The 19577-nt window shown below is 56.2% G+C and carries 19 protein-coding genes and 1 tRNA gene; 17 read left to right on the top strand and 3 right to left on the bottom strand.

All coding sequences use genetic code 11. The annotated features are described in order from the left end of the window. Positions 1 to 33: 33 nt before the first annotated feature. From rbsK to KW839_RS11150, 3 genes are read left to right on the top strand one after another with little or no spacing between them, the layout of a single operon-like run. On the top strand, positions 34 to 951 hold the full coding sequence (gene rbsK / locus KW839_RS11160; protein WP_218424338.1) for a ribokinase: 918 nt from the start codon (positions 34 to 36) through the stop codon (positions 949 to 951). Further along, positions 948 to 1352, top strand: a complete 405-nt coding sequence (gene rbsD, locus KW839_RS11155; protein WP_218424337.1) for a D-ribose pyranase — start codon at positions 948 to 950, stop codon at positions 1350 to 1352. Before rbsK ends, rbsD begins: the two co-directional genes overlap by 4 nt. Positions 1353 to 1374: 22 nt before the next feature. Next, positions 1375 to 2382 carry a nucleoside hydrolase gene (locus KW839_RS11150; protein ID WP_060540018.1) on the top strand — a complete coding sequence of 336 codons (1008 nt, stop codon included), beginning with the start codon at positions 1375 to 1377 and terminating at the stop codon, positions 2380 to 2382. Positions 2383 to 2455: 73 nt separating this feature from the next. Here the strand turns inward: KW839_RS11150 and KW839_RS11145 are convergent, their stop codons facing one another. After that, positions 2456 to 2668 carry a hypothetical protein gene (locus KW839_RS11145; RefSeq protein ID WP_060540017.1) on the bottom strand — a complete coding sequence of 71 codons (213 nt, stop codon included), beginning with the start codon at positions 2666 to 2668 and terminating at the stop codon, positions 2456 to 2458. Between the two features lie 132 nt (positions 2669 to 2800). On the opposite strand from KW839_RS11145, the gene KW839_RS11140 reads away from it, so the two are divergent. Both KW839_RS11140 and KW839_RS11135 read left to right on the top strand, forming a co-directional pair. Further along, the gene (locus KW839_RS11140; RefSeq protein WP_060540169.1) at positions 2801 to 3106 is read left to right on the top strand and encodes a hypothetical protein; all 306 of its coding nucleotides are present in this window, start codon (positions 2801 to 2803) and stop codon (positions 3104 to 3106) included. 160 nt (positions 3107 to 3266) lie between these two features. Next, on the top strand, positions 3267 to 3587 hold the full coding sequence (locus tag KW839_RS11135; RefSeq protein ID WP_218424336.1) for an I78 family peptidase inhibitor: 321 nt from the start codon (positions 3267 to 3269) through the stop codon (positions 3585 to 3587). A gap of 61 nt (positions 3588 to 3648) precedes the next feature. Here KW839_RS11135 and KW839_RS11130 read toward each other — a convergent pair whose 3' ends face one another. Both KW839_RS11130 and KW839_RS11125 read right to left on the bottom strand, forming a co-directional pair. Further along, the gene (locus KW839_RS11130) at positions 3649 to 3861 is read right to left on the bottom strand and encodes a cold-shock protein (protein ID WP_003179963.1); all 213 of its coding nucleotides are present in this window, start codon (positions 3859 to 3861) and stop codon (positions 3649 to 3651) included. 291 nt (positions 3862 to 4152) lie between these two features. After that, positions 4153 to 4455: a hypothetical protein gene (locus KW839_RS11125; RefSeq protein ID WP_060540015.1), complete on the bottom strand. Its 303-nt coding sequence runs from the start codon at positions 4453 to 4455 to the stop codon at positions 4153 to 4155. Positions 4456 to 4829: 374 nt separating this feature from the next. Here KW839_RS11125 and thrS point away from each other — a divergent pair, with 374 nt between their 5' ends. The 12 genes from thrS to KW839_RS11065 all read left to right on the top strand — a co-directional run bounded on the left by thrS (position 4830) and on the right by KW839_RS11065 (position 19577). After that, positions 4830 to 6752, top strand: a complete 1923-nt coding sequence (gene thrS, locus KW839_RS11120) for a threonine--tRNA ligase (protein ID WP_060540014.1) — start codon at positions 4830 to 4832, stop codon at positions 6750 to 6752. Then, positions 6752 to 7303, top strand: coding sequence for a translation initiation factor IF-3 (gene infC, locus KW839_RS11115; RefSeq protein WP_170947229.1), 552 nt, complete (start codon positions 6752 to 6754; stop codon positions 7301 to 7303). The genes thrS and infC overlap by 1 nt, the downstream gene beginning before the upstream one ends. Before the next feature lie 60 nt (positions 7304 to 7363). Then, complete coding sequence (gene rpmI / locus KW839_RS11110) at positions 7364 to 7558, top strand: 50S ribosomal protein L35 (RefSeq protein WP_002553160.1); 195 nt, start codon at positions 7364 to 7366, stop codon at positions 7556 to 7558. A gap of 28 nt (positions 7559 to 7586) precedes the next feature. Then, a complete protein-coding gene (rplT, locus tag KW839_RS11105; protein WP_007905879.1) occupies positions 7587 to 7943 on the top strand; it encodes a 50S ribosomal protein L20 in 357 nt (118 codons plus the stop codon). A 109-nt stretch (positions 7944 to 8052) separates the two neighbouring features. After that, positions 8053 to 9069, top strand: a complete 1017-nt coding sequence (gene pheS / locus KW839_RS11100) for a phenylalanine--tRNA ligase subunit alpha (RefSeq protein WP_007905876.1) — start codon at positions 8053 to 8055, stop codon at positions 9067 to 9069. 26 nt (positions 9070 to 9095) lie between these two features. Then, complete coding sequence (pheT, locus tag KW839_RS11095) at positions 9096 to 11477, top strand: phenylalanine--tRNA ligase subunit beta (protein WP_218424335.1); 2382 nt, start codon at positions 9096 to 9098, stop codon at positions 11475 to 11477. A 3-nt stretch (positions 11478 to 11480) separates the two neighbouring features. Then, a complete protein-coding gene (gene ihfA, locus KW839_RS11090) occupies positions 11481 to 11783 on the top strand; it encodes an integration host factor subunit alpha (protein WP_002553164.1) in 303 nt (100 codons plus the stop codon). Further along, the gene (locus tag KW839_RS11085; protein WP_003179985.1) at positions 11764 to 12120 is read left to right on the top strand and encodes a MerR family transcriptional regulator; all 357 of its coding nucleotides are present in this window, start codon (positions 11764 to 11766) and stop codon (positions 12118 to 12120) included. The genes ihfA and KW839_RS11085 overlap by 20 nt, the downstream gene beginning before the upstream one ends. A 90-nt stretch (positions 12121 to 12210) precedes the next feature. After that, positions 12211 to 12287, top strand: a tRNA-Pro gene (locus tag KW839_RS11080). Between the two features lie 153 nt (positions 12288 to 12440). Continuing rightward, a complete protein-coding gene (brxF, locus tag KW839_RS11075; protein ID WP_218424334.1) occupies positions 12441 to 12923 on the top strand; it encodes a BREX-3 system P-loop-containing protein BrxF in 483 nt (160 codons plus the stop codon). Positions 12924 to 12941: 18 nt separating this feature from the next. Continuing rightward, the gene (locus KW839_RS11070) at positions 12942 to 16676 is read left to right on the top strand and encodes a DUF6079 family protein (protein ID WP_218424333.1); all 3735 of its coding nucleotides are present in this window, start codon (positions 12942 to 12944) and stop codon (positions 16674 to 16676) included. A 57-nt stretch (positions 16677 to 16733) separates the two neighbouring features. Further along, the gene (locus KW839_RS11065) at positions 16734 to 19577 is read left to right on the top strand and encodes a DNA methyltransferase (RefSeq protein ID WP_218424332.1); all 2844 of its coding nucleotides are present in this window, start codon (positions 16734 to 16736) and stop codon (positions 19575 to 19577) included.

Genomic DNA, 19577 nt, shown 5'->3' with positions numbered 1-19577 from the left:
TAACGCTGAAACAGAATCGATGAGTAGCAATGTATGCCAGCAAAAGTAGTGGTAGTAGGCAGTCTGAACATGGACCTGGTGACCCGGGCATCACGTCTGCCCAAGGGTGGTGAGACGTTGATCGGCGAGTCGTTTTCCGTCGTTTCCGGCGGCAAGGGCGCTAACCAGGCCGTGGCCGCCGCGCGCCTGGGTGCGCAGGTTTCGATGATTGGTTGCGTGGGGCGTGACGCCTATGGCGACGCGTTGCGCGCAGCGCTGCTGGCCGAGCAAATCGACTGCCAGGCGGTCAGCACCGTTGACGGTTCCAGTGGCGTGGCGCTGATTGTGGTGGACGACAACAGCCAGAACTCGATCGTGATTGTCCCCGGTGCCAACGGTGCGCTGACGGCAGATCAACTCAAGCGTTTCGATCCGGTGTTGCAGGCGGCGGATCTGCTCATCTGTCAGCTCGAGGTGCCGGATGCCACCGTGGGTCATGCGCTCAAGCGCGGCCGCGAACTGGGCAAGATTGTCATCCTCAATCCGGCACCAGCCAGTCGTGCGCTGCCAGCGCATTGGTATGGGTCGATCGATTACCTGATTCCCAACGAAAGCGAGGCGGCGGCCCTGAGCGGCGTTGCGGTGGATTCGCTGGACACTGCGCAAGCCGCGGCGACAAAGCTGATCGCCATGGGCGCCGGCAAGGTGATCATTACCCTCGGCGCCCAAGGGTCGTTATTCGCCGACGGCAACAGCTTCCAGCACTTCCCGGCGCCGAGCGTGAAGGCGGTCGACACCACTGCGGCCGGCGATACCTTCGTCGGCGGTTTCGCGGCGGCCCTTGCTGCCGGCAAAGGTGAAGCTGAAGCGATCCGTTTCGGCCAGGTGGCTGCGGCGCTATCGGTCACCCGGGCCGGCGCGCAGCCCTCGATTCCGGCTTTGTCCGACGTACAGGCATTTCAAGCACCATGAAAAAGACACCTCTGCTCAACATCGCGTTATCACGGCTGATCGCCTCATTGGGCCATGGCGACAAAGTGGTGATCGGCGATGCAGGATTGCCGGTTCCGCCGGGCGTCGAATTGATCGACCTGGCGCTGACCCATGGCATTCCGGATTTCGTCAGCACCTTGAGCGTCGTACTGAGCGAAATGCAGGTTGAAAGCCATGTTCTGGCTCACGAGATCCTCGAAAAAAAACCGTCGGCACTGGCTGTGCTGGATGAACTGGACGCCGCAGGTTCACTGGGCCGGCGCGAACTGCTCAGCCATGAAGAGTTCAAGGTTCTGAGCCGGCAGGCGAGGGCGATCGTGCGCACTGGTGAATGTCAGCCGTACTGCAACATCGTGTTGATCGCCGGGGTAACGTTCTGAGTCTTGTCGCTCGGTTGAAACACTGCACCATCCGCTATGGAGTCTGCTGCCTTTGTCCCTGAATACTGCAACCGGCGCCCGGGCGGCGGAAAAGATCGAGCTGATCATCGACACCGACCCGGGTGCCGACGACGTCGTGGCCTTGCTCTTCGCCCTGGCGTCACCCGATGAGCTGAACATTCGTGCGCTGACCACCGTTGCCGGCAACGTTCGCCTGGACAAGACCTCACGCAATGCCCGGCTGGCACGGGAGTGGGCGGGGCGAGAGGATGTGCCTGTCTACGCCGGGGCGCCGAAGCCACTGATGCGCACGCCGATCTACGCCGAAGACATTCATGGCAAGGAGGGCTTGTCGGGGATCACCGTGCATGAGCCCCGGCCAGGTCTGGCCGACGGCAGTGCCGTGACTTACCTGATTGACACCTTGATGACGGCCGAGCCCCACAGCATTACCGTGGCAATGCTTGGCCCGCAGACCAACCTGGCCCTGGCGCTGATCCAGCAGCCGAAAATCGTGCAGGGCATCAAGCAAGTGGTGGTCATGGGTGGCGCGCATTTCAACGGTGGCAACATCACACCGGTGGCCGAATTCAACCTGTTCGCCGACCCGCATGCGGCTGAAGTGGTACTCAAGAGCGGGGTGAGGCTGACCTACCTGCCGCTGGACGTGACTCACAAGATCCTCACCAGTGAGTCGCGGCTGAGGCAGATTGCGGCACTGGACAACACGGCCAGCAAGCTGGTTTGCGCCATTCTCAATGAGTACATCAAAGGTGATATGGAGCACTACGGCATCGCGGGCGGTCCGGTGCATGACGCCACGGTCATCGCCTACTTGCTCAAGCCCGGGCTGTTCAGCGGGCGCACGGTGAACGTTGTGGTCGACAGTCGCGAAGGCCCGACCTTCGGCCAGACCATTGTCGATTGGTACGACACGCTCAAGGCGCCAAAAAACGCCTTTTGGGTTGAAAGCGGCGATGCCCAGGGCTTTTTCGATCTGCTGACCGAACGACTGGCTCGCCTCAAATAGCCTCTTCCCTGTGCAGGTGCAGGTGCAGGTGCAGGTGCAGGTGCAGGTGCAGGTGCAGGTGCCGGCGGGCGGATTACTCCCGGCCGCTATCTGTCGCGGCTCTCTGGTCGGCCAGGTGCTTCTCGAAAACCTGCTCGATGAATGACTGAGCGGCTTCGGCCCCGATGTCCCGGACCAGCAGGTCAATACCGATAATGGCCAGCTCTTCGGTGCTGCCTGGGCTGTATGAGCTGTGGCCGTCTGGCCACTTGGCCTTGATGTCGGCGTCGATGCTTACGGTGGTCATGGTGGCACTCGTTAAGTGGGGAAGGGTCCGAGCGTCGAGTTAAGCATTTTGTACGGCGTTTTACACCCCGACTTAGGCATCAAGGGCGGGCTATGCGACACTTGGTCATTGATATTCTTCAAGGGCTACGCTGTGCAGATCGATTTGAATTCCCCTGACGGTTTGACGCTTGAGTCCGTGCGTCAGTTGCTGGCCGCCGCCAGTGACGATGAACACACCCAGTTGCGGGTCACCCGGCAAGGCATTGCCTATATTTCTTCGGGGATCGTCGGCGGTACCGAGATCGACGGGTTGTTGTTTCGCCTCGAAACCTGGGCCAAGGGTTCCGGCTACGTCGGACGTGTCGCCGCCAGCGATGAGGTGTGGGTCATGCAGATCTTCAATGCGTTGAAAGAGAACTGGCCGAATCCGCCGTACGACTATATCGACGTCTATTGAGTCCTGTTCACATTCAGTCACGTTTGGAGAGTGAAGGCTGGCCGGTGCTCGGGCAGAATTGCCGTTCGTGCGGATCGAGGGTGAAGTGCCGTCCCGTGAGACCAGGCGGCAGTCGGGTTGTCGCACGAATTCAGCTTAATTTTTTGAAATAGGAGGCTTCATGCCTTGGAAGCTCGCGTCATTGGGTACTGTGCTGGCCGCTGCCTTGTTGGCCGGTTGCAGCACTACCGCCACGGAGCCGGCAACGGATGCTGTTGCGACTTCAGATACCGGCCATAGTCGCTGCGAGGCAAAGGCTGCCGATTTCGCCATTGGCAAACAGGCTTCCCCGCAATTGCTGGAGCAGGCGCGTACCCGCGCCGGCGCGCAGAATGCCCGCTTCCTCCTGCCAACCGATATGGTGACGCTGGAGTATCGCTCTGACCGCCTGAACCTGAACACCGATGCCAGTCACGTAGTCATCCGCGTCAACTGCGGCTGATTTTGTTTGTGCCATAAAAAACCCCGTCACATGGACGGGGTTTTTTTAGTGCGCCTGGAAATTACTCTGGGCGAACTTGAGCAGCTTGCATACCCTTTTGGCCTTTCTCAGCCACGAAGGAAACGGTCTGGCCTTCTTTCAGGCTTTTGAAACCGTCGCTTTCGATAGCTTTGAAGTGTACGAACAGGTCGTCACCGCCACCTTGAGGAGTGATGAAGCCGAAGCCTTTTTCATCGTTGAACCATTTAACGGTGCCGGTTTGGCGATTAGACATGGTGTATCTCCAAGAAACATATATTTTCAGTAGTACTGTGCTGCTCAGGCCAACTGGGCACACCCGAGTATCATAGTCGAAATGTTCGCTTTGGGAGCCCCCCGCAGGCGCTGTTTGCGAACCAGTCGTGTCTTGCCGATTCCCTGAATCGGCTGAAAGCCCCGGTTTATAAGGCTTCTAGCCGAAAATAAAGGTGATAAAAAAAGCTGTAAAACCTTAATAAATTGTACGAAAGGGGCCGTTTCAGCGGCTTTTTACCGGTAATTCATGGCTCGAAACGCCGAAACCGGATCATTTTTGCTCTTTGCTGGTGGCTTTGCAGGCTGCAATTTTGCCCAGGGCCTTCTGCTTCAATTCAGCACTGGCGGTGTTGTTCATCAAGGCCTGGATATCAGCGGCAGGGTATGACTTGATGGCGTCGGCGCCGCAAGCACAGTGGGATTTGGCTGCTGGCGTACCAATCTTCTCTGCAGCGGCAGGAACGCACTGCGCCATGTATTTCTCCCGCTCGCCCTTTGGCCATTCTGCATGGGCGGCCAGGGGCAGCAGTAGAACGACAGGGGCGACGAAGGCGAACAAACGATTCAGACGCATGCTGAGATGCTCCTTTTGGGTCAATGACTTGTTATCTGAGGGCTGATGCGGGGTTCAAGTTCAGCACTCTGGCATAAATTTGCCCGATTTGCCCTCGCAGCAAAGCTGCGTGCATCGACGACCGTTCATCTGTGCTAGCATGCTCGGCTCGGGTATTTGCAGGCCCCGGATGACCTTCAGTCCCGGTGGCGGCACATGTTCGAATAACCCTGATTTGAATCCCAGTCACTCTGGTTCGGTTTTCCGGTTGGCCGCAAGGCTCCTGCCGCTGTAAGGCAGGCGTTCGTCATTGAATGGCCTGGACCGGATCTTGTACTGGCTCATCCCAACCCACGTGACCTTTGGTAGGGGTCACCACTAGGAGAGGAGGCGCCATGCCAACTATTACTCTTCCCGACGGCAGTCAACGTACATTCGATCACCCGGTTTCCGTAGCCGAGGTCGCCGCATCCATTGGTGCTGGCCTGGCCAAGGCCACCGTGGCCGGCAAGGTCAATGGCAAGCTGGTCGACGCCTGCGACGTCATCGACAGCGACGCGTCGCTGCAAATCATCACGCCAAAGGATGAAGAGGGGCTGGAGATCATTCGCCACTCTTGCGCCCACCTGGTTGGCCATGCGGTCAAGCAGCTGTACCCGACGGCCAAAATGGTCATCGGTCCGGTCATCGACGAAGGCTTCTATTACGACATCGCCTTCGAACGTCCTTTCACCCCGGACGACCTGGCCGCCATCGAGCAGCGCATGCAGCAGCTGATCGAGAAAGATTACGACGTCATCAAGAAAGTCACTGCGCGCGCCGAAGTGATCGAAGTGTTCAAGGCCCGTGGCGAAGACTACAAGCTGCGCTTGGTCGAGGACATGCCGAACGAGCAGGCCATGGGCCTGTACTATCACGAAGAATACGTCGACATGTGCCGCGGTCCGCACGTGCCGAACACGCGCTTCCTGAAATCCTTCAAGCTGACCAAGCTGTCCGGCGCCTACTGGCGTGGCGATGCCAAGAACGAGCAGTTGCAGCGCGTCTACGGCACCGCATGGGCCGACAAGAAGCAGTTGGCCGCTTACATCCAGCGCATCGAAGAAGCTGAAAAGCGCGATCACCGCAAGATCGGCAAGCGCCTGGGCCTGTTCCACACCCAGGAAGAATCGCCGGGCATGGTGTTCTGGCACCCGAACGGCTGGACGCTGTACCAGGTGCTCGAGCAGTACATGCGCAAGGTTCAGCGCGACAACGGCTACCTCGAGATCAAGACCCCTCAGGTCGTTGACCGCAGCCTGTGGGAGAAATCCGGGCACTGGGCCAACTACGCCGACAACATGTTCACCACCCAGTCGGAAAACCGCGACTACGCCATCAAGCCGATGAACTGCCCTTGCCACGTGCAGGTGTTCAACCAGGGCCTGAAAAGCTACCGCGAGTTGCCGATGCGCCTGGCCGAGTTCGGTGCCTGCCACCGTAACGAGCCATCGGGTGCGCTGCACGGCATCATGCGTGTGCGCGCATTCACTCAGGACGACGCCCACATCTTCTGTACTGAAGAGCAGATGCAGGCCGAATCCGCTGCATTCATCAAGCTGACCATGGACGTTTACGCCGACTTCGGCTTTAAAGACGTCGAGATGAAGCTGTCCACTCGTCCGGAAAAACGCGTCGGTTCCGACGAGTTGTGGGATCGCGCCGAAGCTGCATTGGCTGCAGCCCTTGATAGCGCGGGCCTGCCGTACGATCTGCAGCCGGGCGAGGGCGCCTTCTACGGTCCGAAGATCGAATTCTCGCTGAAAGATTGTCTCGGTCGCGTGTGGCAGTGTGGTACCCTGCAGCTCGATTTTAACCTGCCAGTGCGTCTGGGAGCCGAATTCGTCTCCGAAGACAACAGTCGCAAGCACCCGGTGATGTTGCACCGGGCGATCCTGGGGTCCTTCGAACGTTTCGTCGGAATCCTGATCGAGCATTACGAGGGTGCATTCCCGGCGTGGCTTGCTCCGACCCAGGCAGTGGTGATGAATATCACCGACAAACAAGCAGATTTCGCCGCCGAAGTGGAAAAAACCCTCAACGAAAGCGGTTTTCGTGCCAAGTCTGACTTGAGAAATGAAAAAATCGGCTTTAAAATCCGCGAGCATACTTTGCTCAAGGTTCCTTATCTCTTGGTTATCGGAGATCGGGAAGTCGAGATGCAGACTGTCGCTGTGCGTACTCGTGAAGGTGCTGACCTGGGCTCGATGCCCGTCGCCCAGTTCGCTGAGTTCCTCGCGCAAGCGGTTTCCCGGCGTGGTCGCCCAGATTCGGAGTAATTATTATTAAGCGTGAAATGAGACAAGATAAACGAGCTGCACCGAAGGCCCCGATCAACGAGAATATCTCGGCACGCGAGGTTCGGTTAATTGGGGCTGAAGGTGAACAGCTTGGGATTGTGTCAATTGAAGACGCGCTTCTTAAGGCTGAAGAGGCCAAACTGGATCTGGTGGAAATTTCCGCCGATGCAGTACCCCCTGTTTGCAAACTGATGGACTACGGCAAATCGATCTTCGAAAAGAAGAAGCAGGTTGCCGCGGCCAAGAAAAACCAGAAGCAGATTCAGGTTAAAGAAATCAAGTTTCGTCCAGGGACGGAGGAAGGGGATTACCAGGTAAAACTGCGCAACCTGGTACGTTTCCTGAGTGATGGGGACAGGGCCAAGGTATCCTTGCGATTCCGCGGCCGTGAGATGGCCCACCAGGAGCTGGGGATGGAACTCCTCAAGCGGGTTGAAGCTGACCTGCTCGAGTACGGTTCGGTCGAACAGCATCCGAAGATGGAAGGACGCCAACTGATCATGGTCATCGCCCCGAAAAAGAAGAAGTAATCAACAGGGCACGGCAGGCCTTCTGATTATGTTTATCAACTGAATGCGGAGTATCCGAACATGCCAAAAATGAAGACCAAAAGTGGTGCTGCTAAGCGGTTTCTGAAAACTGCTAACGGTATCAAGCACAAGCACGCTTTCAAGAGCCACATCCTGACCAAAATGTCGACCAAGCGTAAGCGTCAACTGCGCGGTAGCAGCTTGCTGCATCCGTCTGACGTGGCAAAAGTCGAGCGCATGCTGCGCCTTCGTTAATTTTAGTCAAGAATAGAGGAAGTAACTCATGGCTCGTGTTAAGCGTGGCGTCATTGCCCGTAAGCGTCACAAAAAAATTCTGAAACTTGCTAAAGGCTACTACGGTGCACGTTCGCGCGTATTCCGTGTTGCCAAGCAAGCGGTAATCAAGGCAGGCCAATACGCCTACCGTGACCGTCGTCAGAAAAAACGTCAGTTCCGCGCTCTGTGGATCGCTCGTATCAACGCTGGTGCTCGTATCAACGGTCTGTCCTACAGCCGTTTCATCGCCGGCCTGAAAAAAGCGTCCATCGAGATCGACCGTAAGGTTCTGGCTGATCTGGCAGTGAACGAAAAAGCGGCGTTTGCTGCGATTGTCGAGAAAGCTAAAGCCACCTTGGCTTAAGTACCCCCGACAGTCACCCGGCCTCACCTCTGTGGGGCCAGGTGTTAAACGTCATAAATAGGGGAAGAGCCTTCAAGCTCTTCCCCTATTTTGTATCTGGAGTCTGTACATGGAAAACCTGGACGCGCTCGTTTCGCAAGCACTCGAGGCTGTGCAAAGCGCTGAAGATATCAATGCCCTGGAGCAAATCCGGGTTCACTACCTTGGCAAAAAGGGTGAATTGACTCAGGTGATGAAGACCCTGGGGAATTTGCCGGCAGAAGAGCGCCCGCAGGTCGGCGCGCTGATCAACGTTGCCAAGGAGCGTGTCACAGAGGTTCTCAATGCGCGCAAGGCACTGTTTGAAGAGGCCGACCTGGCCGCCAAACTGTCCGCCGAGTCCATTGACGTGACCCTGCCTGGCCGTGGCCAGACCTCCGGTGGTCTGCATCCGGTCACTCGCACTCTGGAACGTATCGAGCAGTTCTTCACCCACATCGGCTACGGCATCGCCGAAGGCCCTGAGGTCGAAGACGACTATCACAACTTCGAGGCGCTCAACATCCCAGGCCATCACCCGGCCCGGTCGATGCATGACACCTTCTATTTCAACGCCAACATGTTGCTGCGCACCCATACCTCGCCGGTACAGGTCCGCACCATGGAGTCGAAACAGCCGCCGATCCGCATCGTCTGCCCAGGCCGTGTGTACCGTAGCGACTCGGATATCACCCACTCCCCGATGTTCCACCAGGTCGAAGGCCTGCTGGTCGACCGCGATATCAACTTCGCTGACCTCAAGGGCACCATCGAAGAGTTCCTGCGCGTGTTCTTCGAAAAAGAACTGGCAGTGCGTTTCCGTCCTTCGTACTTCCCGTTCACCGAGCCGTCCGCAGAAGTCGACATGGAATGCGTGATGTGCAGCGGTAAAGGCTGCCGCGTCTGCAAGCAGACTGGCTGGCTGGAAGTCATGGGCTGCGGCATGGTTCACCCGAACGTGCTGCGCATGTCCGGGATCGACCCGGAAGAGTTCTCGGGCTTTGCCTTCGGCATGGGCGTTGAGCGTCTGGCCATGCTGCGTTACGGCGTGAACGACTTGCGTCTGTTCTTCGACAACGACTTGCGGTTCCTCGCGCAATTTCGCTAGTCGTAACGAATTCTTAGGAGAGCAGGATGAAATTCAGTGAACAATGGCTGCGCGGCTGGGTAAGCCCGCAGGTAAGTCGTGACGAGCTGGTTGCTCGTCTGTCGATGGCCGGTCTTGAGGTTGACAGCGTTACGCTGGCCGCCGGCGAATTCACCGGTGTGGTGGTGGGCGAGGTGCTGAGCACCGAGCAGCACCCGGACGCCGACAAGTTGCGTGTTTGCCAGGTCAGCAATGGTTCGGAGACCTTTCAGGTTGTTTGCGGTGCGCCCAACGTGCGCCCGGGCCTGAAGATCCCGTTCGCCATGATTGGTGCTGAACTGCCGGGCGACTTCAAGATCAAGAAAGCCAAGCTGCGTGGCGTAGAGTCCAACGGCATGCTGTGCTCGCAAGCCGAGCTGCAAGTGGGCGAGGGCAACGATGGCCTGATGGAATTGCCGGCCGATGCGCCGGTCGGTCAGGACATTCGTGAATACCTGAGCCTGGACGATGCCAGCATCGAAGTCGACCTGACGCCGAACCGTGGTGACTGCCTGTCCCTGGCCGGCCTGGCCCGTGAAGTTGGCGCGCTGTACGACGCCAAAGTCACCCGTCCGGTGGTTGCTGTCGTGCCGGCCGTGCACGATGAAGTGCGTTCGGTCGAAGTGCTGGCGCCTGCCGCTTGCCCGCGTTACCTGGGTCGTGTGGTCCGTAACGTCGACCTGTCCAGGCCAACACCGCTGTGGATGGTCGAGCGTCTGCGTCGTGCCGACGTGCGCAGCATCGATGCTGCCGTCGACATCACCAACTACGTGATGCTGGAACTGGGTCAACCGCTGCACGCGTTCGACCTCGCCGAAATCAATGGCGGCATTCGTGTGCGCATGGCCGAAGAAGGCGAGAAGCTGGTACTGCTCGACGGTCAGGAAGTCAGCCTGCGTAGCGATACGCTGGTGATCGCCGACCACACCCGCGCCCTGGCTATCGCCGGCGTCATGGGTGGCGAGCACAGCGGCGTCAACACTGCGACCACTCGCGATATCTTCCTGGAAAGCGCGTTCTTCGACCAGATCGCCGTCGCTGGCAAGGCCCGTTCCTACGGTCTGCACACCGATGCATCGCACCGCTACGAGCGTGGCGTCGACTGGCAGCTCGCCCGTGAAGCCATGGAGCGCGCCACTGGCCTGCTGCTGGAAATCACCGGTGGTGAAGCCGGCCCGATCATCGAAACCGTCAGCGAACAGCACCTGCCATCGATCGCCCCGGTGACCTTGCGCGCCCAGCGCATCACCCAGATGCTGGGCATGGAAATGGCGTCGGCCGAAGTCGAGCGTCTGCTCGGCGGTTTGGGCTTGACCATTACTGCTGATGGGGAAGGGCAGTGGCGCGTCGAAGTGCCAAGCCATCGCTTCGATATCAGCCTGGAAGTCGACCTGATCGAAGAACTGGCGCGTCTGTATGGCTACAACCGCCTGCCGGTTCGTTACCCGCAAGCGCGTCTGGCGCCGCAAGCCAAGGCCGAAGCCCGTAGCGACCTGCCTGAGCTGCGTCGTCTGTTGGTAGCTCGCGGCTATCAGGAAGCGATCACCTACAGCTTCATCGATCCGAAACAGTTCGAACTGTTTAATCCGGGTGTTGAACCGTTGCTGCTGGCCAATCCGATTTCCAACGACATGGCAGCCATGCGCTCGTCCTTGTGGCCTGGCCTGGTCAAGGCGCTTCAGCACAACCTGAACCGCCAACAGGATCGCGTCCGCCTGTTCGAAAGCGGCCTGCGTTTCGTCGGTCAGCTCGAAGGCTTGAAGCAGGAGCCGATGCTCGCTGGTGTCGTTTGCGGTAGCCGTCTGCCGGAAGGCTGGGCGCAAGGTCGCGATACCGTCGACTTCTTCGACGTCAAGGCTGACGTGGAAGCAGTACTGGGCTTCGCCGGTGCACTGGACTCGTTCACTTTCGTACCGGGCAAACACCCGGCGCTGCACCCGGGTCAAACCGCGCGCATCGAACGTGAAGGTCGTCTGGTCGGCTTCGTGGGTGCAATCCACCCTGAATTGTCGAAAACCCTCGGCCTCGACCGTCCGGTTTTCGTATTCGAGCTGGTTCTGGCCGAAGTGGCGTCGGGCAAAATGCCTAAATTCCACGAGTTATCACGTTTTCCTGAAGTGCGTCGTGACCTTGCACTGATCGCGGACAAAGCTGTCGCGGCCACGGCCGTGCTGGACGTAATCCGTGAAAATGCAGGCGAATGGCTGACAGACCTCAGGCTATTTGACGTGTATCAGGGTAAAGGCATTGATCCTGATAGAAAAAGCCTCGCAGTCGGCTTGACCTGGCAGCATCCATCGCGCACTCTTAATGACGATGAGGTGAATACCGCAACGCAAAACATCCTCACCTCGCTCGAACAAAGGTTGAACGCCACGTTAAGGAAGTGACGTATGGGGGCTCTGACGAAAGCTGAAATGGCGGAACGTCTGTATGAAGAGCTGGGCCTGAACAAACGGGAGGCCAAGGAATTGGTCGAACTGTTTTTTGAAGAAATCAGGCACGCTCTTGAAGACAACGAACAAGTCAAATTGTCCGGTTTCGGCAATTTCGACCTTCGGGACAAACGCCAGCGGCCTGGCCGCAATCCGAAAACGGGTGAAGAAATCCCGATCACGGCTCGCCGTGTGGTCACCTTTCGTCCAGGGCAGAAGTTGAAGGCCCGAGTTGAGGCTTATGCTGGAACCAAGTCATAACGACGAGCTACCCGTCATCCCAGGCAAACGCTACTTCACCATCGGTGAAGTCAGCGAGCTGTGTGCAGTAAAACCGCACGTGCTGCGCTACTGGGAGCAGGAGTTTCCTCAACTCAACCCCGTCAAACGCCGCGGAAACCGCCGGTATTATCAGCGCCAGGACGTGCTGATGATCCGGCAGATCCGCGCGCTCCTTTACGATCAGGGGTTCACCATCGGCGGCGCGCGCCTGCGCTTGTCCGGTGACGAAGCCAAAGATGACACCACCCAGTACAAGCAGATGATTCGGCAGATGATTGCTGAATTGGAAGATGTGCTGGTTGTCCTCAAGAAATAATTTTCTGCTTTTAAATACTTCCAGTTTTCAAAAGCTTGCGATATATTCTTGAGCGTTCCTCGAGGTTGAGGAATGAGTTTCACGCCTAGTCGGGGCGTAGCGCAGTCCGGTAGCGCACTAGCATGGGGTGCTAGGGGTCGAGTGTTCGAATCACTCCGTCCCGACCATATTATTCAATGACTTAGCCCGGTTCCGAAAGGACCGGATTTTGTTGTTTCTGGGTTTTTGGTGTTCTGGTTGCCAATTGGTTGCCAATTGAGATTTGCTTGCTCACACTCACTGCTATCCAGCAGCAAGTCGGCCGCGAAGGGTCCTGGCGAATGGAAGTAGTTGAAGAGCTCGAAAAACTGCTCGCAGACGTACCCGCTCTGCACAATCAGCTGATTTTGTTGATTGGCCCTCCTGGCAGCGGAAAGACTGCGGCATTACTCGGTCTGGCTAAAAAGCTCGGCGGGTCGAGTAGCGGCGTCATGCTATTAAATGTCGGCTCCGCTCTCGGGGCGCGTTTGGCCACCGTGCCCGGTAAGGCTCGATCACTCGAAGCTGCACACCTGCTGCGCGAAATGGCCGATGAGCACAGTCGCAACAGTGTGCTCCTGCTCGATAACATTGAGCTGCTGTTTGATCACCACCTACGGCTTGACCCTCTTGACCTGCTCAAGCGACAGGCCCAATCCCGTCCCGTAGTAGCCGCCTGGCCCGGCGCGTTGCATGATGACCGCCTGACCTACGCCCATATGGGCCACCCCGAAATTCAGGACTATGCCGCGAGCGGCCTGGTTCACCTTCAGATTGATGCCTAGGAATAACGCGAGGAACGCATGTCGACAGCTATGAGGTACGGCGATCTCATCCAGTTTGAGCCAATTGAGTCAGTCATCCAGCTGCTGGACGCCAACCGTCCTGATGAGGCGCAGAAACTGGTTTCCACCTACGTCATCTCGGATGACATGGCTGAGCGCATTGCCTCGCTGATGATTCCCCAGCTGTCGTTCGATGAGTCGGTCGACCACAAGGGCTTGCTGGTGGTCGGCAACTACGGTACTGGTAAGTCGCACTTGATGTCGGTGATTTCACTGGTGGCGGAAAACGCCGATTACGCCTCGAAGATTCGCCACCCCAAGGTCGCCGAGGCTGCCGCTGCGATCGCCGGGAAGTTCAAAGTGCACCGGATCGAAGTCTCTAGCCAGATGTCCCTGCGCGACATCATCACCCATGAGCTTGAGCGCTTCCTCGCCAAGCATGATGTGAACTACGCTTTCCCACCGGCCGATCAGGTGGTCAACAACAAGGCCTCCTTTGAAGAGATGATGGCAGCCTTTGATGAGGTCCATCCGGGCAAGGGCGTGCTGCTGGTTGTCGACGAATTCCTCGACTACCTGCGTTCGCGCAAGGACCATGACTTGGTTCTGGATCTGTCCTTCCTGCGTGAAATCGGCGAGGTCAGCAAACACCTGCGCTTTCGTTTCGTTGCTGGTGTGCAGGAGGCGATTTTTGACAGCAGCCGCTTCCAGCACGTTGCCGACAGTCTGCGTCGCGTAAAAGATCGCTTTACCCAGGTACAACTGGCGCGCCAGGATGTCAGCTTCGTAGTCGCCGAGCGACTACTAAAGAAGTCTGTCGATCAGCAGGAAAAGATCCGAGCGTATCTGACCCCCTTCGCCAAGTTCTACAGCTCGATGAACGAGCGCATGGATGAGTACGTGCGCCTGTTCCCGGTACACCCGGATTACCTGAAAACCTTCGAGCAGCTGGTATTCACAGAGAAACGTGGCGCCCTGGTAACCCTGCGCGACCAGATTCAGGCCATCCTCCATGATGTGGTGCCCAGCGATCGGCCCGGCTTGGTGGCCTACGATGCTTTCTGGCAAACCGTTAAATCCAACTCGGTTTTTAAGGCCGACCCAAGTGTCGGGCCGGTGATTAACGTCTCTGATGTTCTGGAATCTCGCATCCAACAAGGCTTTACCCGTCCGGCCTACAAGGCCATGGCGTTGCGTATTATTCACGCCCTGTCGGTGCATCGTTTGACCACTGGCGGTGACATTTATGTCCCTGTCGGCCCACGCGCCCAAGAGCTGCGCGATGCGCTGTGTCTCTACCAACCAGGCTTGGAAGATATGCCCGAGCCGGCTGAGGATCTGCTCAGCTTTGTAGTAACCGCCCTGCGTGAAATTCTGAAAACCGTTAACGGTCAGTTCATTTCCAAGGCCGCGGATACCGAGCAGTATTACCTCGACCTGAAGAAAGACATCGACTACGACGCTCAGATCGAAAAGCGCGCCGATGCGCTGTCCGATGACAGTCTGGATCGTGCCTATTTTGGCGCCATCAAGCAGTTGATGGAGCAGGCAGATGATTTCTGCTACGTGACCGGCCATCAGATCTGGCAATACCAGATCGAGTGGCAGGAGCGCCGTGTAGAGCGCGATGGTTATCTATTCTTCGGTGCCCCTAACGATCGCCCAACGGCCCAACCAGAGCGTGACTTCTACATCTATTTCGTCCAGCCGTTCGAGCCGCCGCGCTTCCGTGACGAGAGCAAGGCTGATGAAGTGTTCTTCCGCCTTAAGGGACTGGATGACGAGATCCGCAAACACCTCGCTTTTTATGCTGCTGCTTTGGAACTGGCTAATTCAACCAGTGGTGCGGCCAAAAGCATCTATCAGAGTCGATCGCAGGACTTCCTCAAGGCCATGAACAAATGGCTGCAAGAGAAGCAGATGAGCGCCTACGAGATTACTTACCAGGGCAAGAAATCGACCTTGCAGGACTGGGTCAAAGGCATCTCTCTGCGTGACAAGGCGCGACTAGGCGGCGATGAGCGTATTAACTTCCGCGATATAGTCAACGTGGTTTCCGGCCTCGCGATGAACCAGCAATTCGCTGAGACAGCGCCGGAATATCCAACCTTCCCGCTGCTGGTAACCAAGGCCAACCTCAAGCAAATGGTCAGTAGCGCACTGAAGGCTCTGGCCGGTGGTGGGCGCAGCAAGGACGCCAATGCAATGCTCGACGCCCTGGAAATGCTCGATGGTGACCGTATCGAGCCAGGCGTCTCGCGCTATGCCCAGGAAGTGCTCAAGCGTCTCAAGCACAAGGGACATGGTCAGGTGTTGAACCGTAGCGAATTGCTGGTAGGCGGTGGTGAGGTTGAATTCTTCCACCCGATCCGCTTCCGTCTTGAGCCCGAACTGCTGGTTATTGTGCTGGCCGGGCTTGTGTATTCCGGCGACATTGTTCTGGCTATTACTGGCGACAAGATCGACTCCAGCAAACTCAACCTGCTGGCCGAGCGCTCACAGGACGAGCTCAAGCAGTTCAAGCACCTTGAGGCACCGAAGGAGATCAACGTCACGGTACTGCGCAGCCTGTTCGAGTTGCTCGGTCTCACCCCCGGCCTGGCGCAGATGGCGGTGCAGGGCTCCGAGGAACCGGTCAAGCAACTGCAAGGCAAAGTGACCGAGCTGGTAGGGCGACTGCTTTTTGCTGGCACCGATATGCAAAATCGCCTCAGCTTTTGGGGGCAGTCGCTGCTGACTAGCGCCGAAGTCAGTGACTGGCGTGCACGCTTGGAGTCCCTGAAAGTCTTTGCTGAAAGGCTTGCGCCGTTCAATACGGTAGGCAAGTTGAAAAACCTGCTTATCGGCTCCGACGACATCAGCGCCCAGCAACAGAATCTGCTGGTGCTGGAATCTGTCGAGCGTCTGCTCGATTTAGTCAAGGAACTGGGGGCTATCGCCGCTTACCTGTCCCAGGCAGAATTGGTCCTGCCGAACGAGCATCCTTGGGTCAAACAGGCACAGGCGGCCCGTACCATTATCCTTGGCAAGCTCAGCCAGGATAGGGCAGCGCAGCATGCCGGCGAATACCGTCAGGCCCTAAATGCCCTGAAAAAGGACTACCTAAGTGCCTACATTGGTCTGCATAGCAAAGCGCGCCTAGGCGTGGCAGAAGATAAGACCAAGGCTGCACTTCGTAAGGATCCGCGACTGGGCAATCTGCGCACACTTGCCGGCATCGCGCTGATGCCTACCAGTCAACTGAGTGCATTTGACCAGCGCCTTGACGGTCTGAAGAGCTGCCGCCAGTTGACTGAGTCCGAGCTCAATGCCAGCCCTTATTGCCCACATTGCAGCTTCAAACCGGCTAACGAGCAGCTGCAATTGGGTGTGGCGGCCAGTGTGCTCGCCCAGCTGGATGATGAGCTGGATCAGCTGCTGGCCAACTGGCAACAGACGCTGTTGGATAACCTCGAAGACCCCACCATTCAGACCAACCTGGAGTTGCTTAAAGCCAGTGCTCGTGAGTTGATCGAGAGCTTCATTACCAGCCGTACGCTGGCGGATCCAGTTACCCCAGCCTTTGTCAGCTCAGTGCAGGAAGCCCTGTCCGGGCTCGAGAAGGTCACTGTCAGCAGCACGGATATCAGGCAAGCCCTGCTCAGCGGTGGTTCGCCGGCCACACCGGATGATCTGCGCAAGCGCTTTGAGACTCTGCTCAGCGAGCGCTGCAAAGGCAAGGATGCTAGCAAGCTTCGGTTTGTGGTGGACTGATGAATATCTCGACGGGCAAGACGTTGCTTATCAAACGGAAATAAAGGGCAGAGAGTAATGAACGATCTTTTCCAGGGGCTAGTCACTGAAAGCGGCCCAGTCGAGTGCTTAGGGCAGACATTCCCTAACGATGCTGCGCGTCGTGAGCATTACCTCAAGCTGTTGGCCGAGAAGTTGAAGGATCCTGAGTTTCGCAAGATTGAGGGGTTTTCGATTGGTACGGATGAAGCAATTCTAGAGTTGTCCGACCCCCCATACTACACGGCGTGTCCTAATCCATTTCTAGGTGAATTCATTCAGTGCTATGCAAAGCCTTATGACTCGTTAGATTTATATAATAAGGAGCCCTTTGCTGCAGATGTCAGCGAGGGAAAGAATGATCAGGTTTATCTAGCTCACAGCTATCATACCAAGGTACCGCATAAAGCGATTATGCGGTACATCCTCCATTACACTCAGCCTGGAGATGTAGTTTTTGATGCTTTCTGCGGGACAGGAATGACAGGGATTGCTGCCCAGCTTTGTGGTGACCGCTCTGAAGTGGAATCTCTCGGCTATCGAGTAGGTAAAGATGGAACCATTTTTTCGCCAGAGCAGGAAGACGGCAAGGCGATATGGAGAGAGTTTTCTAGGTTAGGGGCACGCAAAACTGTGCTCAACGACCTTTCCCCAGCAGCAACGTTTATTGCACAGAACTACAATGCGAAGGTAGATGTCTCTGTATTTGAGCAAGAGGCAAAGAATGCCTTGATGGCTGTAGAGGATGAGTGTGCTTGGATGTTTCAGACATTACACCATCCTAATGATAAGCAACTTCAGGCTGCTTTAAGTGGGCTGGCTGCTGGAGATCGAGTTGTAGCTCCGGTAGATTGTGCGGTTGGCAGGATTAACTACACCGTTTGGTCAGATGTTTTTTTGTGTAAAGAATGCTCTGGAGAGATTGTTTTTTGGGATGTGGCAGTTGATAGGGTGACGGGGAAGGTTGCTGATTCTTTCAATTGCCCGCGCTGTAATTCAGACGTAACCAAACGCTCTCTTGACCGCGTCATGGAAACAAAATTCGATCGTGATTTGAACGAGCTTGTTAGGCAGGCTAAGCAGGTTCCTGTTTTTATTAGCTATAGGGTTGGAACATCTAAATTCGATAAAGCGCCTGATAAATTTGACATTGAGGTTATTAAGAGGGCTGACGACCTGATGGCGCGATTTTGGGTGCCAGTAGATCGTATTCCAGATGGTGATGAGGCCCGTCGAAATGACGAGGCTGGTATAACGCATTCGCATCATTTTTTTTCTAGGCGCAATCTTCTTGGTCTTGCTGCGTTCAGGGAACTGCATCCGAACTTATACCGTGCCGCAAATCTAACCTCCACCGCACTAGTGGCATCAAAGCTTTACCGATTCCGTTCTCAGAATGGGAGCTTGGGTGCTGGTGGTGGTCCGATGAGTGGGACGTTGTATATTCCATCGCTTATAAAAGAAATTCCAATTCTGAAGCTTTTAAAAGAACACATAGATAAAACTGTTCGGGTTAAGCAGTCGTTTAAGTGGGAGCGAAGTGTTATTGTCACGACCGGCTCTGCTACCTTTACGCAGATGCCGGATAACAGTTTGGATTATTTGTTTGTTGATCCTCCGTTTGGGTCTAATATTCAATACTCGGATTTGAACTGTCTTTGGGAGTCGTGGCTGAAGGTTTATACGGCTACGCGCCTTGAGGCGATTGAGAGCAAGACCCAGAATAAGTCTATTAATCAATACCGTCAGCTTATGTCGAGCTCGTTTCGCGAAGCCTATCGTGTCTTGAAGCCAGGTAGGTGGATGACCGTAGAGTTTTCCAATACACAAGCTGTGGTTTGGAATTCGATTCAAACGGCTTTGCAAGAGGCCGGCTTTGTGGTGGCAAATGTTTCTGCCCTCGACAAGAAGCAGGGAAGTTTTAAAGCTGTCACAACAACAACGGCGGTCAAGCAAGATTTAGTTATTTCTGCATATAAGCCAAATGGGGGGCTAGAGGGCCGCTTTGCTACGATGGGCGGAGGAGAGGATTCTGTTTGGGACTTTGTTCGTACGCATCTTAACTATCTGCCGGTACTCAAATTTAAGAGTGGGGAGTTGGAATTTGTCGCTGAACGGGATCCGAGAATTATTTTCGATCGCATGGTGGCATGGTTTTTCCGCCATAACGTTCCTGTACCGATGTCTACGCAAGAGTTTCAGAAAGGCCTTGCCCAGCGTTTTGCTGAGCGTGATGGTATGGTGTTCCTGCCTGGTCAAGTTGCCGAATATGACAAGAAGCGCATGCAGATTGCTGCCGCGCCTCAGATGGAAATGTTTGTTTCCGATGAGCGTAGTGCCATTGACTGGCTGACTGATGCTTTGAAGCGCCGCCCTTCGACTTACCAAGAGATAAACTCTGACTTTATGAGCCAACTAGGTGCTGGCTGGAAAAAACATGAAGCGAGGCCCGAGTTGGCAGCTTTGCTGGAGGATAACTTCATTCAGTATGACGGTAAGAGTGAAGTTTCCAGTCAAATCCACAGCTATCTTTCGACCAATTTCAAGGATCTGCGCGGTCTGGAAAAAGATGATCCACGGCTTGTTGCTAAAGCTACCGGCCGCTGGTACGTACCTGATCCGAACAAAGCCCAGGACCTGGAGAAAAAGCGCGAGAAGGCGCTCCTCAAAGAGTTCGAGACCTATCGTGGTTTTACCGGGCGTAAGCTCAAGGAGTTTCGCCTGGAGGCACTTCGTGTAGGTTTCCGCAATGCGTGGACCAACAAAGACTACCAGTCAATCATCGCCATTGCAGCCAAGCTGCCAGATGCTGCTCTGCAAGAAGACGAAAAATTACTGACCCTCTACGACATGGCGCTGACCCGTACCGAGGATGCTCTGTGA

It is taken from the genome of Pseudomonas sp. PDM31 (genome assembly GCF_019218965.1).
In the GTDB taxonomy this organism is placed as follows: Bacteria; Pseudomonadota; Gammaproteobacteria; order Pseudomonadales; family Pseudomonadaceae; genus Aquipseudomonas.
The sequence above is the reverse complement of the archived record's forward strand: the minus strand, read 5'-3'. Positions and strand labels throughout refer to the sequence as shown.

Coding starts and splice junctions, on each gene's coding strand:
- rbsK (WP_218424338.1), top strand. CDS start 34: ATGCCAGCAAAAGTAGTGGTAGTAGGCAGTCTGAACATGGACCTGGTG.
- rbsD (WP_218424337.1), top strand. CDS start 948: ATGAAAAAGACACCTCTGCTCAACATCGCGTTATCACGGCTGATCGCC.
- KW839_RS11145 (WP_060540017.1), bottom strand. CDS start 2,668: ATGACCACCGTAAGCATCGACGCCGACATCAAGGCCAAGTGGCCAGAC.
- KW839_RS11135 (WP_218424336.1), top strand. CDS start 3,267: ATGCCTTGGAAGCTCGCGTCATTGGGTACTGTGCTGGCCGCTGCCTTG.
- KW839_RS11130 (WP_003179963.1), bottom strand. CDS start 3,861: ATGTCTAATCGCCAAACCGGCACCGTTAAATGGTTCAACGATGAAAAA.
- KW839_RS11125 (WP_060540015.1), bottom strand. CDS start 4,455: ATGCGTCTGAATCGTTTGTTCGCCTTCGTCGCCCCTGTCGTTCTACTG.
- thrS (WP_060540014.1), top strand. CDS start 4,830: ATGCCAACTATTACTCTTCCCGACGGCAGTCAACGTACATTCGATCAC.
- rpmI (WP_002553160.1), top strand. CDS start 7,364: ATGCCAAAAATGAAGACCAAAAGTGGTGCTGCTAAGCGGTTTCTGAAA.
- rplT (WP_007905879.1), top strand. CDS start 7,587: ATGGCTCGTGTTAAGCGTGGCGTCATTGCCCGTAAGCGTCACAAAAAA.
- pheS (WP_007905876.1), top strand. CDS start 8,053: ATGGAAAACCTGGACGCGCTCGTTTCGCAAGCACTCGAGGCTGTGCAA.
- pheT (WP_218424335.1), top strand. CDS start 9,096: ATGAAATTCAGTGAACAATGGCTGCGCGGCTGGGTAAGCCCGCAGGTA.
- ihfA (WP_002553164.1), top strand. CDS start 11,481: ATGGGGGCTCTGACGAAAGCTGAAATGGCGGAACGTCTGTATGAAGAG.
- KW839_RS11085 (WP_003179985.1), top strand. CDS start 11,764: ATGCTGGAACCAAGTCATAACGACGAGCTACCCGTCATCCCAGGCAAA.
- brxF (WP_218424334.1), top strand. CDS start 12,441: ATGGAAGTAGTTGAAGAGCTCGAAAAACTGCTCGCAGACGTACCCGCT.
- KW839_RS11070 (WP_218424333.1), top strand. CDS start 12,942: ATGTCGACAGCTATGAGGTACGGCGATCTCATCCAGTTTGAGCCAATT.
- KW839_RS11065 (WP_218424332.1), top strand. CDS start 16,734: ATGAACGATCTTTTCCAGGGGCTAGTCACTGAAAGCGGCCCAGTCGAG.